The sequence below is a fragment of the Uliginosibacterium sediminicola genome (genome assembly GCF_039631295.1).
GTDB lineage: Bacteria > Pseudomonadota > Gammaproteobacteria > Burkholderiales > Rhodocyclaceae > Viridibacterium > Viridibacterium sediminicola.
Window position 1 is genome coordinate 774,074 of the sequence record NZ_JBDIVE010000001.1, and the last position, 15,137, is coordinate 789,210.

12 protein-coding genes are annotated in these 15,137 nt (G+C 67.5%); 9 read left to right on the forward strand and 3 right to left on the reverse strand.

The genetic code is table 11. From position 1 onward, the window contains the following. The first annotated feature begins 4 nt into the window (after window positions 1-4). From ABDB84_RS03685 to ABDB84_RS03700, 4 genes are all read left to right on the forward strand, one after another. Entirely contained in the window at window positions 5-334 is a 330-nt protein-coding gene (locus ABDB84_RS03685; protein WP_345918330.1) for a DUF1840 domain-containing protein, read from the forward strand. Next, window positions 334-1,071, forward strand: a complete 738-nt coding sequence (locus tag ABDB84_RS03690) for a pteridine reductase (protein WP_345918331.1) — start codon at window positions 334-336, stop codon at window positions 1,069-1,071. The genes ABDB84_RS03685 and ABDB84_RS03690 overlap by 1 nt, the downstream gene beginning before the upstream one ends. A gap of 61 nt (window positions 1,072-1,132) precedes the next feature. Beyond that, window positions 1,133-1,774 carry an MBL fold metallo-hydrolase gene (locus tag ABDB84_RS03695; RefSeq protein WP_345918332.1) on the forward strand — a complete coding sequence of 214 codons (642 nt, stop codon included), beginning with the start codon at window positions 1,133-1,135 and terminating at the stop codon, window positions 1,772-1,774. Window positions 1,775-1,807: 33 nt separating this feature from the next. Then, complete coding sequence (locus ABDB84_RS03700) at window positions 1,808-2,500, forward strand: response regulator transcription factor (protein WP_345918333.1); 693 nt, start codon at window positions 1,808-1,810, stop codon at window positions 2,498-2,500. A 230-nt stretch (window positions 2,501-2,730) separates the two neighbouring features. Here ABDB84_RS03700 and mscL read toward each other — a convergent pair whose 3' ends face one another. Next, window positions 2,731-3,159 carry a large conductance mechanosensitive channel protein MscL gene (gene mscL / locus ABDB84_RS03705; protein ID WP_345918334.1) on the reverse strand — a complete coding sequence of 143 codons (429 nt, stop codon included), beginning with the start codon at window positions 3,157-3,159 and terminating at the stop codon, window positions 2,731-2,733. A gap of 106 nt (window positions 3,160-3,265) precedes the next feature. On the opposite strand from mscL, the gene ABDB84_RS03710 reads away from it, so the two are divergent. The 3 genes from ABDB84_RS03710 (at window position 3,266) to ABDB84_RS03720 (ending at window position 9,286) form a co-directional block, all read left to right on the forward strand. Next, window positions 3,266-4,900, forward strand: coding sequence for a FecR domain-containing protein (locus ABDB84_RS03710; RefSeq protein ID WP_345918335.1), 1,635 nt, complete (start codon window positions 3,266-3,268; stop codon window positions 4,898-4,900). A gap of 28 nt (window positions 4,901-4,928) precedes the next feature. After that, the gene (locus tag ABDB84_RS03715) at window positions 4,929-7,178 is read left to right on the forward strand and encodes a CHASE2 domain-containing protein (RefSeq protein ID WP_345918336.1); all 2,250 of its coding nucleotides are present in this window, start codon (window positions 4,929-4,931) and stop codon (window positions 7,176-7,178) included. Between the two features lie 86 nt (window positions 7,179-7,264). Then, window positions 7,265-9,286: an AsmA family protein gene (locus ABDB84_RS03720; RefSeq protein WP_345918337.1), complete on the forward strand. Its 2,022-nt coding sequence runs from the start codon at window positions 7,265-7,267 to the stop codon at window positions 9,284-9,286. On the opposite strand, the gene ABDB84_RS03725 is transcribed toward ABDB84_RS03720, so the two are convergent. Beyond that, window positions 9,273-11,081, reverse strand: a complete 1,809-nt coding sequence (locus tag ABDB84_RS03725) for a putative bifunctional diguanylate cyclase/phosphodiesterase (protein WP_345918338.1) — start codon at window positions 11,079-11,081, stop codon at window positions 9,273-9,275. The genes ABDB84_RS03720 and ABDB84_RS03725 overlap by 14 nt on opposite strands. A gap of 161 nt (window positions 11,082-11,242) precedes the next feature. Between ABDB84_RS03725 and ABDB84_RS03730 the strand changes: the two genes are divergently transcribed. Then, a complete protein-coding gene (locus tag ABDB84_RS03730; RefSeq protein WP_345918339.1) occupies window positions 11,243-12,487 on the forward strand; it encodes a multifunctional CCA addition/repair protein in 1,245 nt (414 codons plus the stop codon). A 67-nt stretch (window positions 12,488-12,554) separates the two neighbouring features. Beyond that, complete coding sequence (locus ABDB84_RS03735) at window positions 12,555-14,555, forward strand: transglycosylase domain-containing protein (RefSeq protein WP_345918340.1); 2,001 nt, start codon at window positions 12,555-12,557, stop codon at window positions 14,553-14,555. Between the two features lies 1 nt (window position 14,556). On the opposite strand, the gene ABDB84_RS03740 is transcribed toward ABDB84_RS03735, so the two are convergent. Beyond that, complete coding sequence (locus tag ABDB84_RS03740) at window positions 14,557-15,048, reverse strand: Lrp/AsnC family transcriptional regulator (RefSeq protein WP_345918341.1); 492 nt, start codon at window positions 15,046-15,048, stop codon at window positions 14,557-14,559. Window positions 15,049-15,137: the final 89 nt, after the last annotated feature.

Below are 15,137 nucleotides of genomic sequence, written 5' to 3' on the forward strand. Positions count from 1 at the left end.
TGTCGTGTTGATCACATTCAAATCCGGCGCTACCGCCGATATCCTGATGCTCGGCCCGGTCGGCCAGCAGATGCTGGAGATCGTCGGCAAAGATCCGCAAGAGGCGCGCGGCATCATCACCCTCAGCCAGCTGCCGGCCGCCATCGAGGCGCTGAGCACAGCCCTGGCGGACAGCCGCGCCACCAGCCGGCAAGCCGCAAACAATGAAGACGATGAGGACGCGCCGCGCGGCATGGCGGCGCCGGTCAGCCTGGCCCAACGCATCGCGCCCCTGCTCGACGCCCTGCGCCAGGCCTTGCGCGAAGAACAGCCGGTGATCTGGGAAGCACACTGATGGCCGCGCCCCTGGTTCTCATCACCGGCGCGGCGGTCCGCGTCGGCGCGGCGATTGCGCACAGCCTGCACGCGGCCGGTTGCGACATCGCCGTGCATTACCGCAGCTCGGCTTCCGCCGCCGCCGCGCTGTGCGCCAGCTTGAATGCGCAGCGTCCGGGCTCGGCCGCCGCCTTCCAGGCCGACCTGCTCGAAGTCGCCAGCCTGGCGCCGCTGATCGAGGCCGTGGTGGCGCGCTTCGGGCGGCTCGACGGTCTGGTCAACAATGCGTCGAGCTTCTTCCCGACCGCAGTCGGCGCGATGGATGAAGCCGCCTGGCACGACCTCGTCGGCAGCAATCTGCGCGCGCCCCTGCTGCTGGCGCAAGCCGCTGCGCCGCATCTGCGCGAGCAGGGCGGCGCCATCGTGAACATCATCGACATCCATGCCGAGCGCCCGCTCGCCGGCTACCCGCTGTATTCCACCGCCAAGGCCGGCCTGGCCGGTGCCACGCGCGCCCTGGCCGTGGAGCTGGCGCCGCAGGTGCGCGTCAATGGCGTCGCGCCGGGCGCCATCCTGTGGCCCGAAGACGGGCAGTTCAGCAGCGCCGAACGCGCCGCCATCGTCGAACACAGCCTGCTCAAACGCGAGGGCACACCAGACGACATCGCCGTCGCCGTACGCTTCCTGCTGCTGGAAGCACGCTACGTCACCGGCCAGATCCTCGCCGTAGACGGCGGCCGCTCAATCAGCCTCTGAACCCGACTCCCGACTCCCGACTCCCGACTCCCGACTCCCGACTCCCGACTCCCGACCAGAAATGCTGCGCTACGCCATCATCCCCGTCACACCCTTCGCCCAGAACTGCAGCCTGCTGTGGTGCGATGAAACCCTGCAAGCGGCGGTCGTCGACCCCGGCGGCGATCTGCCGCGCATCGAGGCGGCAATCGCCAAGCATGGCGTCAAGCTGACGCAGATCCTGCTCACCCACGGGCATATCGACCACGTCGGCGGCTGCGGCGATCTGGCGCAGAAATATGCATTGCCGATCGAAGGCCCGCAGCGCGAGGAAGCTTTCTGGCTCGACGCACTCAGCGAACAGGGGCGCATGTTCGGCTTCCCGGCGGTGAGTGCGGTGGTGCCGACACGCTGGCTCGACGACGGTGATACCATTCACATAGGCAATCAGACCCTGAGCGTGATCCACTGCCCGGGCCATACGCCGGGCCATGTGGTGTTCTACAGCGCAGCGGCGAAGCTGGCCATCGTCGGCGATGTGCTGTTCGCCGGCTCGATCGGACGTACCGATTTCCCGCGCGGTGACCACGCCAGCCTGATCCATGCCATACGCAACAAGCTGTTCCCGCTGGGCGACGACATCGACTTCATTCCGGGCCACGGCCCGATGTCGGATTTCGGTACCGAACGGCGCAGCAATCCCTACGTGGCAGACTCTGCCTGAAGACTTTGCAATGACTGGACAAAGGGCTCGCTGGTGAGAATCGCTCTACTCGAAGATGACGCCGCGCTGTTCGCACTGACCAGTGCCTGGCTCAAAAACGAAGGCCATGACGTGCATGGCTTCCACCTGACGCGCGACCTGATCCGCTTTGCCTCGCGCGAGAGCGTCGATCTGTACATCCTCGACTGGATGCTGCCCGACCAGACCGGCGGCAGCTTCCTCACCTGGCTGCGCCAGACGCGCGAGGACAATACGCCGGCCATCTTCCTCACCGCGCTCGACAGCGAAGACGACATCGTCGCCGGCCTCAATGCGGGCGCCGATGATTTCATCATCAAGCCGGTTTCCCAGCGCGTGCTGCTGTCGCGAATTGCCGCCATCATGCGCCGCAGCCGGCCTGAAGCCGCCAGCCTGATCGAACTGCCGCCGTATCGCATCGACGCCGGCCGGAAACAGATCTGCCTGCGTGACGAGCCGCTGGAGCTGACCGAGAAGGAGTTCGATCTGGCGCTGTTCCTGTTCCGCAACATCGGCCGCCTGCTCTCGCGCGGCCACATGCTGCAAGCGGTGTGGAGCGTGTCGCCCGATCTGGTCACGCGCACCGTCGACACCCACATCTCGCGCGTGCGCGCCAAGTTGCAACTCAAACCCGAAAACGGCTTCCGCCTGACACCGACCTACAACTACGGCTATCGCCTCGAACAGCTCGAAACGGCTGAGGGCTGAGTAGCACAGCAGGCACAAAAATCCGCCCCGCTTCGAGTGCGGGCCAGCGACATGCTGGACGGGCTGGCTGTCGACGCGAAGGACACAGAGAAACGCGAAGGTCCGCAAAGGACAGCGATTGTGCTTTCCTTTGCGGACCTTCTGTCTTGCTTTGCGCCCTCTGCGACGAAATACCCAGCGCAAAAAACGGAATGCGGCTGAACTGCGCTGCGGCCGACCCGCAGATCGGCTTACTTCTTCAGCGCGTCGCGGATCTCGCGCAGCAGCACCACGTCTTCCGGCGTCACCGGCGCGGCGACCGGCGCCGGTGCCTCGGCGCGCTTGAGGCGATTGATCTGCTTGATCATCACGAAGATGACAAAGGCGAGGATCGTGAAATTGATCGCGATGGTGATGAAATTGCCATAGGCCAGCACCGGCACGCCGGCCTTCTTGATGGCGGCCAGATTGTTTTCGACGCCGGCCGGCACGCTGCCCAGCACCAGGTAGAGATTGGAGAAGTCGATCTTGCCAACGACAGAACCGACAATCGGCATGATCAAGTCATTGACCACGGAATCGACGATCTTGCCGAACGCGCCGCCGATGATCACACCGACCGCCAGATCGACCACATTCCCCTTGAGTGCAAACTCCTTGAACTCCGATGCAAAGCTCATTTCCGATCCTCTCGATTTATTGTATTGATTGCTGTGTCGCCGCCTGCGGCTGCGGGGAGTGTGGCGTATCATCGGCGTGCAAATCAATAGGGGCAAGGCGTCGCAGATGCGCAAGGACCGCTTCGTAACAAAAGTTTTGCTGAGCAGCGCACTCGCCCTGGGTAGCGCGGCCCTGCCTGTCATGGCGGCGCCCGCCGCAACGCCAACGACGTATGCGATCAAAACGGGCGATACCCTGATCGGCATCAGCCAGCGCCTGCTGGCGCGCCCGGCCGACTGGCGCAAACTGGCGCGGCTCAATCGCATCCGCGATCCGCTGCGCCTGCAACCAGGCAGCTTGCTGCAGATTCCCGCCGGCCTGCTCAAAGCGGCGCCACTCAGCGCCGAGATCGACACCCTCGCCGGCACGGTCAGTACCGCCAGCGGACGCCAGCTTGCCGTGGGTGACAAGCTGGCAGTCGGCGAGACGCTGATCAGCAGCGCCGATGGCTATGCCGCGCTGCGCCTACCGGATGGCTCGCGTCTGGTGATCAAGCCCGGCTCGCGCCTGCGCATCGAGACCCTGCAGCGCGAGCGCCGCAGCGGCGCCCAGGCCAGCCGCGTGCAGCTCGACAGCGGGCGGATCGAGAACGAGGTCGCACCGCAACGCGGGCCGGCTGCGCGCTACGAGATCCACACACCCACGGCCGTCATCGGCGTGCGCGGCACGCGCTTTCGCAGCATGGTCGATGAGGACGGCAAGAACGCGCGCCTGGAAGTCACCGAAGGTCTGGTCGCCGCCCGCGGCCAGAGCGGCGCCGCACGCGCCCTTGCCGCCGGCTTTGGCAGCCTGATCGCGCCCGGCGGTGTCGGCGCGCCGGTCAAACTTCTCGCCGCCCCGCAGCTGGCGCCGGATGCGCTGTTCGAGCGCCCGCTGGTGCGCCTGCCCCTGCCGCAGCAGGCCGGCGTGGCGGGCTGGCGGATCAGCGTGGCCGATGCAGCAGCTGGCGCTGCCGGCTTTGCCACGCCGCGCTTTGATGCGCTGCTCAGCGGGCAGGAGGCGCGCATCCCCGCGCTGCCTGACGGCGACTACCGCTACCGCCTGCGCGGTGTCGACGCCGCCGGCCTCGAGGGCCTCGATGGCGAAGGCGGCTTCCGTCTCAAGGCGCGCCCCGAACCACCGATTGCCAATGCACCGGTGCCTGAAGCCAAGCTGCGCAGCGAGGGCGTGGAATTCCGCTGGACGCAGCAAAGCGAAGCACAGCGCTACCGTCTGCAGGTGGCACGCGATGCCGGTTTTGCCGACATCGTGGCGGCCCGCGACGATCTGACGGAGACCCGCGCCAGTCTGCAACTGCCGCTCGGCCGCTATTACTGGCGCCTTGCCTCGATCAAGGGCGAAGCCGATCGCGGCCCCTGGGGCGATGCCTGGCGCTTCGAACTCAAGGCGCTGCAAGGGCCGCCCGAGGCGCCGAAAATCGACAGCGATCAGCTCAGCTTTGCCTGGCCGGGCGAAGCCGGGCAGCGCTTTGAATTCGAGATGGCCAGCGAGCCAAGTTTTGCGCAGCCGCAGGTGCGCCGGCAAAGCGCGACCAATACGCTCGAACTGCCACGCCCGCCCGCCGGGCTGTGGTACATCCGGGTGCGCGCCACCGATGCGGATGGCTACGTCGGCCAATGGAGCAGCACCCAGCAGTTCGAAGTGCCCCGCGACTGGCGCTGGCTGTGGCTGCTGCCGCTGCTGGGGCTGATTCCGCTGTGAGCCGGCGCGGCCCCCGCACGGTGCCGGCATGACTGCGCGCCGCCGCGTCCTCGTCGAATGGCTGTGCGTGCTCCTGTTGGCCGGCGGCCTGGGCTGCGCGGCCGCGCTGGGCGGCTGGCTGTGGCGGCTCGATCTGAGCCTGCAGGACTGGGCGCAGCAGCACATCCAGCGGCAGGCCAATGCGGATGTGCTGATCGTCGCCATCGACGACAAGAGCCTGGCCGAGCTCGGCCGCTGGCCCTGGCCGCGCAATCTGCATGCGGCGCTGATCGACAAGCTCAGCGCAGCCGGTGCGCGCGCCGTGGCGCTGGATCTGATGTTCGCCGAAAGCGAGGCGCAGGATCCGGTGCTGGCCGCCGCCATGCTGCGCAACGGCCACGTGGTGCTGCCGGTCTTCCAGCAGCAACATGATGAGCAGATCAGCGGCGAGATGCGCCCGGTCGCCGTGCTCGAACATGCGGCGGCGGCGCTGGGGCATATCCAGGTCGAGCTCGATCCTGATGGCATCGCACGCAGCGTCTATCTCTACGAAGGCTGGCAGGGCGCGCGTCATCCGCAACTAGCCCTCGCCCTCTGGCAGCTGGCCGGCGGTCACGCCAGCACGGCGCTGCCGCCGGTCACTCAGGGCTGGCAGCGCGCCGGCTGGCTGCGCATTCCCTTTGTCGGCCCGCCGGGCAGCTTTGCCCAGGTGTCGTATGCCGACGTGCTCAGCGGCCGGGTGCCCGCTGCCCAGCTGGCCGGCAAGCTGGTGCTGGTCGGCGCCACCGCGTTGGGCCTCTCCGACACCGTGCCGGTACCCACTGCGGCCTTGCATCGGCCGATGCCGGGCGTCGAGGTGCACGCCAATGTGCTCACCGCGCTGGCCCAGGATAGCGGCATCGCCCAGGCCGGCACGATCTGGCAGGCCTTGCTCAGCGCCACGAGCAGCCTGCTGTTGCTGCTGGTGCTGGCGCGCAGCAGTGCACGCGTCGGCCTGCTGGCCACTCTGGCAAGCTGCCTGGCGCTGCTGCTGGGCAGCTTCCTGCTGCTGCGCATCTGGCCGCTGTGGCTGGGGCCGAGCGCAGCGCTGCTGGCCTGCTTCATCGCCTATCCGCTGTGGAGCTGGCGGCGCCTGGAAGCAACCCAGCGCTATCTCGACCGCGAACTGCTGATGCTGCGCGACAGCGTGGCCCTGCCCGCCAAGGGCGGCGTGGACCCGCTGCAGCAGCGTCTGGAAATCGTCCGGCAGGCGACCCAGGCCAGTCAGGAAGCACGTCGTCTGGTCGAAGATCTGCTGGCCCACTTGCCGGTCGGTGTGCTGGTGCTGCAGCCGCAAGGCGCGCTGCGCTATGCCAATGACAAGGCGCTGGCGCTGTTCGACGCGAACGATTACGAAAGCCTGCTGCGCAAGCTGCACCAGCTGCACTGGCCACCGGCCATCCAGACCGCCGCCGGCACGCCCTTGCCGCCGCAGACACCACTGCAAGCCGAAGTGCTGCTGCCCTCGTCGACTGCGGTGCTCGCCTCGCTGTCAGCACTGCAGGACAGCCAGGGCCAGCGCACCGGCCTGGTCATCGGCCTGGCCGATCTGAGCGAGCTGCGCGCCGCCCAGCAAGCGCGTGACGACACCTTGCGCTTTGTCTCGCACGACTTGCGGGCACCGCTGGCCTCGCTGCTGAGCCTGATCGACGAACCTGCCGAGGACGCGGCCTGGCTGCCGCGCCTGCGCCGCCATGCGCAGAGCGCGCTGCACCTGGCCGACGAGCTGTTCCGCCTGTCACGCATCGAGGCGGCCGATCCGGCGCGCTTCATGCTGGTGGATCTGCACGCGATCTGCGCGGAGGCCTGCGACGAGCTGTGGGCGCAGGCGCGCGATGGCCACAATGCGCTGCAGCTGGCCGCCAGCAGCGAGGAGTGCCTGGTGCTGGGCAGCGCCGAACTGCTGCGCCGCGCACTGATCAACCTGATCTCCAACGCCATCAAATACGGCGCGCCGGGCGAGCCGGTCGACATCCGCCTGACACGCGTGGCCGGCCACTGGGAAGCCTCGATCCGTGATCACGGGCCGGGCATTGCCGAGGCCGAGCGCAAACTGCTGTTCCGCCGCTTCGGCCGCCTGCCGGGCGCCAGTGCGCGCGGTATTGCCGGGCAAGGTCTGGGGCTGGTGATGGTGCGCACGGTGGCCGAAAAACACGGCGGCAGCGTACGCCACGAAGCCGCCGAGGGCGGCGGCAGCTGCTTCATCCTGAGCCTGCCGGCGCGCGACACGGCCGAGCAGGGAGCCGCCGGGCCGGCGTGAACAGGCGCCGCGACTACAAAAATCCCCCGCCTTGCTGCACACTCCGGAGCTTCCTTCCTTGAGACGCCGGCCTTGCCGAATCACCGATGAGCTCCGGGCACACCATCGAACGCTCCCAGTTGTTTGCGCAGCGCCTGGCCCTGCTGGTCAAGGCCAGCGGCTTCCTGCTGGGCATGCTGGTCACTGGCGTGATGACCCTGACGCTGTTCCTGCGCCTGAGTTTCGACGATGCGCAGATCGAGAACGAGCTCGCGGATCTGGCGCAGTCGCTGTACCAGCGCGAGCTGCAGTTCGACGACGGCCTCAAGCTCGACCTGTGGCCCTGGCCAAGCCTGCATTGCAGCGCCGGCAGCCTGTCGGAGGCGGACAGCAAGGACAACTTCGCGCGCTGGCAGCGCGCCGATTTCGAGCTCGACCTGCTGGCCCTGCTGCGCCACCGCCTGGTGCTGCGCCACGCCGAGGTCGACGGCTTGCAGCTGCGCCTGCAGCGTGATGCGCAGGGTGACTGGAACATCAGCGATCTGCTGGTGCAGGCCTCGCGGCGCGTCGCCGTCAATCTTGATGGTCTGCGCCTGCTGGACGCCAGCCTGAACCTGGCCGATGTCGGCAGCGGCCACAAGCTGAGCCTGCAACATCTCACGCTCAAAGCTGGCGCCCTGCAATCGAATCACAGCGGCCGTCTGCTGCTCAATGCCGAGCTGCTGCCCGCCAGCAGCCCGCCACTGCCGGCCGGCCAGCTGCAGCTCGAATCGCGCTATGCCTTCGGCGAGGATTTCGCCAGCGGCAAGCTGCAGGATCTGCGCCTGAGCTATAGCGAAACAACGCCTCAGGCCCAGAGCAAAGCCAGCACCGGCAGCCTGCAGATTCCCGCCCTGCAATGGCGCGACGGCCACTGGCAGGCGCCGACCATGCATCTGAATGCCAGCCTGGCGCGCCAGGGCGAAGCCAATCTGGAACTCAGCGAACTCGGCGACGATGCCAACGGGATCAGCGCTGGAGTGGAGGCCGCCCTGCGCTGGCGTGGCAGCGCCCAGCAGGGCCTGCAGAGCACGCTGCAGGGCCGCCTGCTGTATCAGCCGCGTGACAAGCTACTGACGCTGGAGCACGGCAACGGCAAGCTGAGCCTGCAGCATCCGGCGCTCAATGGCGGTGGCCTCAGCGCCCAAGTGCAGACGCAAGCGCAATGGCGGCTCGCCGCCGACGAAGGCGAAGAGAGCCTGAACAGCAACACCCAGCTTGATTTCGGCGCGCCCGGCAGCCTGCAGCTGAAGACCCGCGTGCTCAAGCGCAAAACACCGGAGATCAGCGCTCAGCTGGGCAGCCTGCAGCTCGATGTCGATGCCCTGCTCAAGCGCGAACAGCTGACCAGCCTGCTGCCCGACGCGAAGCGCCTGCCGGACATCACGCTGGACGCCCAGCTGCAAGTGACCCAGCTGCAACTGGGCGGCCTGCACCTGAGCTCGGTGGTGGTGCCGCTCAAGCTGGCGGCCGGCAAGCTCTCGCTCCCCGATCACGCCCTGCAGGCTTATGGCGGCCGCCTCAACGGCAGCCTCAGCTGGGACAGCAAATCCGGCGAGCTGCAAAGCTATGAAGCTTTGCGCGACATGCAGCTCGTCGCGCTGCAGCGCGACGGCGGCTTCACGCTGCCGCTGGCAGGCCTCGGCAATGCCACGCTGGACATCCGCAGCCGCGGCGATCAGCTCAGCAGCCTGCGCCAGCAGGCCAGCGGCGTGCTGCGCGTCTATGTGCGCGATGCGCGCTGGCAGGGTTTCGATCTGGAACGTGTGCTGCCCAGCCTGCAGGCCGGCCAGACGCTGAGCGCCAACGCGGCGCAAAGCACAGCGCTGGGTGAGATCACCGGCAGCTTCAAAGTCGCCGAAGGCGCCTTGCAGGTCGAACGCCTGAACACCCACAACGAGAATTTCGACATGAGCCTGCAGGGCAAGATCCAGCTGCAGGACGGACAACTGGCGCTCAACGCCAATCTGCGCCCGAGCGGTAACAAGCGCCTGGCCGCCTTGCCGGCCAGTCAGCTGGCGCTACGCATCGGCGCACGCCTGCCGCAGGCCAGCCTGACGCTGCAGGCAGCCAGCCTCAAGCCACGTTGAGCGCCGACTCGGAGACGAAGCCCGGCACCCGTGCCAGTTCCTCCGGCGCCACCGGGCGACCAAAGTGATAGCCCTGCAAATAACCGCAGCCACGACTGTGCAAGAGCTCGGCCTGGGCCCCGTTCTCCACGCCTTCAGCGACCAGGGCCAGGCCCAGGCTGCTGCACATGGCGATCACCGCGGTGGCCAGCTGCAGGCTTTGCGGATTGCTGTCGATGTCCTGCACGAAGGAGCGGTCGAGCTTGACCGTATCAAGCGGGAAGCGGGTGAGGTAGCTCAGCGAGGAATAGCCGGTGCCGAAATCGTCGAGCGAGAGGCTCACGCCCAGCGCATCAAGGGCGCGGATATTGTCGTGCACGACCGGATTGTCATCGACCAGGATGCGCTCGGTCAGCTCCAGCTCCAGCTGATGCGGCGGCACACCAAAGCGCTCGGCGGTTTGCGCCACGCTGGCGGCAAAGTCGGGTTCGCTCAGCTGCCGTGCCGAGACATTGACGCTCATCATCAGCGGCAGGCCATCGCCGCGCTGCGCCTGCAGGATCAGTAGCTGACGACAGGACTCTTCGAGCACCCAGGCGCCAATCGCGACGATCTGACCCGTCTCTTCAGCCAGCGGGATGAAACGGTCCGGCGGGATATGGCCCAGCTCCGGGTTATGCCAGCGCAGCAGCGCCTCGGCCTTCATGACGCGGCGGCTGTTGGCATCGACAATCGGCTGGAACACCACGCGCAGCTCATTGCGTTCCAGCGCCAGACGCAGGCTGGCATCGATACGCAGGCTGTTGCGCACGCGCAGATTCATCTCGCGGTTGAACAGGCAGAAGCCGTTGCGCGTCGATTGCTTGATCTCGTACATCGCCGTGTCGGCATTGCGGATCAGGGTATCGGGATCGTCGCCATCGGTCGGCCAGACGGAAATGCCGACACTGGCCGTGGTGACGATCTGGATGTCGCCGAATTCGAAAGGCTCCTGAAAAGCGGCCACCACGCGCTGCGCCGCGTATTCGACGCGCAGTGGCGCGGCATGCGGATCGGGCTCGCTGAGCACGACGACGAATTCATCGCCACCGAAGCGCGCCACCGTATCGGCCTCGCGCACCGTCACGCGCAGACGCTGGGCAGCGGCGGCGAGCAAGGCATCGCCCAAGTTGTGGCCGCCGGTTTCATTGATGCGCTTGAAGTGATCGAGGTCGATCATCATCACCGCGCAAGCGCCTGCGCCGCGCCGCCCCATGGCCAGGGCCTGGTGCAGGCGGTCCATCAGCATGCGCCGGTTGGGCAGCTCGGTGACGTCATCGACCATCAGCTGCTCGACCCAACGCTCCTCGTAACGGCGGCGCAGGGCGATGTCGCGGAACTGCAGCAGCACGGCGTCCTTGCCCTGCTCATCACTGCAGCGCGAGACACAGACCTCGACCGGAAAGCTGCGCCCGTCGTGCAGGGTCAGATCGTGTTCGAACAAGGCAGCGCGCTGCTGTTCGGGGCGCAGGCCGGCGAACTGCAGGGCGATCAGGCTGGAGGATTCGGCAGCGAGAAAGTGCGAGGGCATCTGGCCGATCAGGTCCTGCTTGTCCGCCGCACCGAACCAGTGTGCGCAGGCGCTGTTGGCCAGGCGGATGCTGCCATTCAGATCACAGATGCACAGCCCCTCGGGGATGGCTTCGAGCAGGCGGGCAAGGGCTTCCTGATCCGCTACAGCAGGCGCGGGCAGCGACTCCGGCTCAGGCGCCTCTGCGGCAACAGTTGCTCCGGCAGAGGACGCAGCCCGCCGCGTGAGCCCGTATACCAAGCCCACGACCAAAACCACCAAGATGATTGCAAAAACCAGCACCTGCCAAGCCTCCTGCATTCCCTAACGGACTACGACCGCATATCGACTCCGGCTTTAACGGCAGCAAAAAGCAAAACTGCAGTGCAACAACACATGCCCATCCGGGCATGCGGTAGCATCACCCCATGAGCACGCCTGCATTCCAAACCTTCATCGTCGGTGGCGCCGTGCGCGACCGCCTGCTCGGCCTGCCGGTGCAGGATCGCGACTGGGTGGTCGTCGGCGCCACGCCAGACGCGATGCTGGCGCAAGGCTACAAGCCGGTCGGCAAGGATTTCCCGGTGTTCCTGCATCCGCAGACGCACGAGGAATACGCCCTGGCGCGCACCGAGCGCAAGAGCGGGCGCGGCTACACCGGCTTCGTGGTGCATGCCGACCCGGATGTCACGCTGGAAGAAGATCTGCTGCGCCGCGACCTGACCATCAATGCCATCGCGCAGGACGCCGAGGGCAAGCTGATCGACCCCTACGGCGGCCAGCGGGATCTGGCTGATCGGGTGTTCCGCCACGTCAGCCCGGCATTTGCCGAAGACCCGGTGCGCATCCTGCGCATTGCGCGCTTTGCTGCGCGTTTCGCCGACTTCACGGTAGCGCCGGAAACCCTGCAGCTGATGCGCGAGATGGTCGCTGCCGGCGAAGTCGACCACCTCGTCGCCGAGCGCGTCTGGCAGGAACTCGCGCGTGGCCTGATGTACGCACGCCCCTCACGCATGTTCGAGGTGCTGCGCGACTGCGGCGCCCTCTCCCGCCTGCTGCCCGAGCTCGACGCCTTGTTCGGCGTGCCGCAGCCGCCGCAGCATCACCCGGAAATCGATACCGGCGTGCATGTGCTGCTCGTCGTCGATGCCGCCGCGCGCCGCCAGCAGCCGCTGCCGGTGCGCTGGGCAGCGCTGCTGCACGATCTGGGCAAGGCCACTACGCCGGCCGATGTGCTGCCCCACCACTACGGCCACGAAGCGCGCAGCGTGCCGCTGGCAGAAGCCGTCTGCGCGCGCCTCAAGGTGCCGACCGATTGCCGCGAGCTGGCCGTGCTGGCCGCCCGCGAACACGGCACGGTGCACCAGGCACTGGTGATGCGCGCGGACACGCTGACCCGCCTGCTCGAACGCGTCGATGCGCTGCGCCGGCCGGCGCGCTTCGAGGCCCTGCTCGAAGCCTGCATCTGCGATGCCCAGGGCCGCACCGGCTTCGAGGACAAGCCTTATCCGCAAGCCGAGCGCCTGCGCCGCGCCTATGCCGCCTTCGCGGCGGTCGATGCCGGCGCGGTGGTGGCCGGTCTGGCCGACAAGCGCAAGCTACCCGAGGCGATCCACGCTGCGCGCTGCGCCGCCGTGGCCGCCGCGTGCCCGACCGCAGAGCACGCGGACTGAGGCCGTCAGGCGCAAACTTTCGTCACACTGACAGCCGCCGCCGACACATGCGGCACAATGCGCCTCCATGTTCAGTCGTCCCCTGATCCGCAGCCTGCTCGCCGGCCTCGCCCTGTGTCTGAGTGCCACTGCGCTGGCCGTCGACGTGCTACCCAGCTTCGAGCAGGTGCGCGCCAGCCACCAGAGCACCGAGGCCCAGCTGCTCGACCGCAATGCCGAGCTGCTGGCGGATCTGCGCCTCGACAACCGCGTCCATCGCCTGCCCTGGGTGAGCCTGCAGGGGCTCTCGCCAGCGATGCGCGAGGCCCTGCTGGCGGCCGAGGACAAGCGCTTTTTCGAGCACACCGGGGTGGACTGGAAGGCCTTTCTCGGCGCTGCCTGGCAAAACCTGTGGAGCCGCTCGCAGCGCGGCGCGTCGACGCTGACCATGCAGCTGGCCGGCTTGCTCGACCCGGCCCTGCACCTGCCCGAACAAGGTCGCGCGCGGCGCAGCATCGCGCAGAAATGGGATCAGAGCCTGGCCGCGCTGGAGCTGGAGCGGCGCTGGAGCAAGCTGCAGATTCTCGAGGCCTACCTCAATCTGGCGCCGTTCCGCGGCGATCTGGAAGGCATCAACGCGGCCAGCCAGGTGCTGTTCCGTCTCAGCCCGCAGGCGCTGACGCGGCGCGAAGCGGTGATCCTCGCCGCCTTGCTGCGCGGACCGAATGCGCGCCCCGCCGTGGTGGCACGGCGCGCCTGTGCGCTGGCCGAGGTACTGCAGGACGCCAAGCTCTGTCCGCAAGTGCAAACCCTGGCCCAGGCGCGCCTGGACACGCCGCGCAACCAGCCGCGCGCGACCCTGGCCACGCAGCTGGCGCGCGACCTCTTGCGCCTGCCCGGGCAGAGCATCCGCAGCACTCTGGATGCCGGCATCCAGCGCAAACTGCTGGCGATCTTCGAGCGCAACCGCGCCGAACATGCCGCCGCCCTGGTGCTCGACAATGCCAGCGGCGAGATTCTCGCCTGGGCCAGCGATGCCGCCAGCGAGCAAGATCCGCTGCTGCAGCGCCAGCGCTTTGCACTGTGGTGGGCGCCTTTTGTGGCCAGCCTCGGCATCGAGCAGCGCAGCCACACCGCCGCCAGCTTGCTAATCGATGGCGATCCGGTGCTCGACGCCCGCGATGCGCGCAGCGGCCAGCGCACCGCCTGGCTGTCGCTGCGCGCCGCCCTGCAAAGCCGCAATGCCGGCGCGCTGCGCAATCTGCTGCATGAAGTGGGTAGCGAGGCCGCCCTCGAACGCCTGCACCAACTGAGTCTGGACAACAGCACCGACCCGCTGCTCAGCGAGCTCAGCCCGCTGCAGCTGGCCAATGCCTGGCGCAGCCTGGTGGCGGGCAGCTATACCGCCATTGGCAACAACTTCCTGCCCGCTTATGGCGTGCCGCTGGACGCCGCGCTGAGCCGCCGCATCGGCAGCATCGAGGGCAATTTCATCACCCTGGCGATGCTTGGCGACAATGGACCGAACGGCTGGCGCAGCGGCTGGAGCCTCAGTTCGGCGGACGGCCATACCCAGCTGCAAGTGCTCAGCACGGATCGCTTCACGGTGCTGGCCAGCCTCAGCCACCACGGCCGCCATGCGGAAGACGCCTCGCGCAGCCTGCTCGCCATCGCCCAGGAAACCCTGGCCGCGCTGCAGAGCGAGAGCTCACGCGCGCCGGAGGCGCCGGACAGCCTGCTCAGCAGCATCGTGGTGTTTGAACCGCCGCTGGAAGCAGTGCGCCGCGAATGGTTCATCAAGGGCAGCGAGATCGAACGCGTGATCAGCGATGCCCTGCCCAGCGGCGCACGCATCAGCGTGCCGCGCCATGGCCAGCAACTGCTGCTCGACCCGGCCGGCGGCAACTGGACCCTCAGCGCGCAAACGGCGCGTGCGGTGCGCTGGCAGATCGACGGCAAGCTGCTGGGCAGCGGCCCCCAGCTGAGCTGGCAGCCGCAGCCGGGCATGCATCGCGTGCAATTGCTGGGGCTGCGCGACGAAGTGCTCGACAGCGTGGAATTCGAAGTGCTCGCGCCCGCCAGCAATTGATTCAGGGCGCCGCCGGCAAGGGCAGCTGAGTCGTGAAGCGTGCGCGCTGGGTGATGAAGAAGCTGCGCACATTGCGCACATTGGCGTCCTGCGAGAGCAGGCGCTCGACCATGGCGTTGTAGGCGGCCATGTCCGCCACCTGGACGATGAGCACGAAGTCCGGCCCCGGCGACACGCGGTAGCACTGCTGCACGGCGGCATCCGCCGCCGCACGCGTCTGGAAGGCAGCCAGCCGCTCAGCCGCTTGCTGATCGAGCGTGACTTCGAGAATCGCCCCCAGACCATGACCGAGATGCTGCGGCGAGAGGATCGCCACCTGGCGCTCGATCACCCCGGCCTCCTGCAGCCGCTTGACGCGACGCAGACAGGTGGCCGGCGAGACGTGCACGCGCTCGGCCAGGGCCTGGTTGGACAGGCTGGCGTCGTGCTGCAGCAGATCGAGGATACGCAGATCCAGCGCATCGAGCGGGCCGGAAACGGGCTGTTCTGACATTTTCAATCACCAAACGAAGTAAAAGAGAATTAAATTTCACTCATCTTGCATGATGAAATTTTATGTCGAATATACGCCAGATTTGCACA